Below are 783 nucleotides of genomic sequence, written 5' to 3' on the forward strand. Positions count from 1 at the left end.
ATGGCTTCGGCGAGCCCAGTTTCTGGGGCCTGGGAATATCCCTTAGGGATTGATCGGGATCGAGTTTGCACTGCATATCTTCCACGAACTTATCCGAACCCAGGTAAATCTGGTTCTTCAGCGCCTCCCATGGACTCGGCTGCCCCTTCCCTGACTGGACAAACCGCATGTAGGCTTCCTGAGCTGAACCCCGCCGACGCCCAAAGCTCCCCAACAACCAGTCAGTGGTTAGCACTTGATGTCTATGTACTATGCCCGCGGTAGCCCTGTAGCTACTCCACGGCCAATCCTTCGCGGATCGCACCATACCAGCGCGCACGGGATTCAACACAAAATACCGGGCAAGTTCCAGTAGGTAACTGTCACGATCCACAACAATGGCCTTGAAGCGCCCTTGAAAAACATGCCCCACTCTTTGGTGCCTTCGATTGATGAGTTGGGTATAGGTGCCATTGAGATATTTCATCCCCTTCGAGAGGGTCGGCGCCTGGGTTTCGAGCAGCAAATGATAGTGGTTGCCCATCAGACAATAGGCATGGCACAACCATTTATATCGATCACAGGCCTTGGACAGCACATCCAGAAAACTCTCTCTGTCCACATCGTCCAGGAAAATGTCCTGTCGCGCGTTACCCCGCGATGTCACATGATACAAGGCACCGGCAAACTCTATCCTCAAGGGTCTGGCCATTGGAATCCCTTCCCGCCTGGCTAGAAGCACCGTATTGCATGAAGCTAGCTCCCAGCCTCAAAAACGTCAAATGCAAGGCCTGACCCCAACCA

The 783-nt window shown here is 53.6% G+C and carries 1 protein-coding gene; it reads right to left on the reverse strand.

Annotation, left to right across the window (positions count from 1 at the left end; translation table 11 throughout):
• The coding region (locus JYP50_RS21625) for an REP-associated tyrosine transposase (RefSeq protein ID WP_206562655.1) at positions 1–691 on the reverse strand (691 nt) is incomplete at its 3' end.
• Positions 692–783 lie beyond the last annotated feature (92 nt).

The organism is Parahaliea mediterranea (assembly GCF_017255185.1).
GTDB lineage: Bacteria > Pseudomonadota > Gammaproteobacteria > Pseudomonadales > Halieaceae > JAFKCZ01.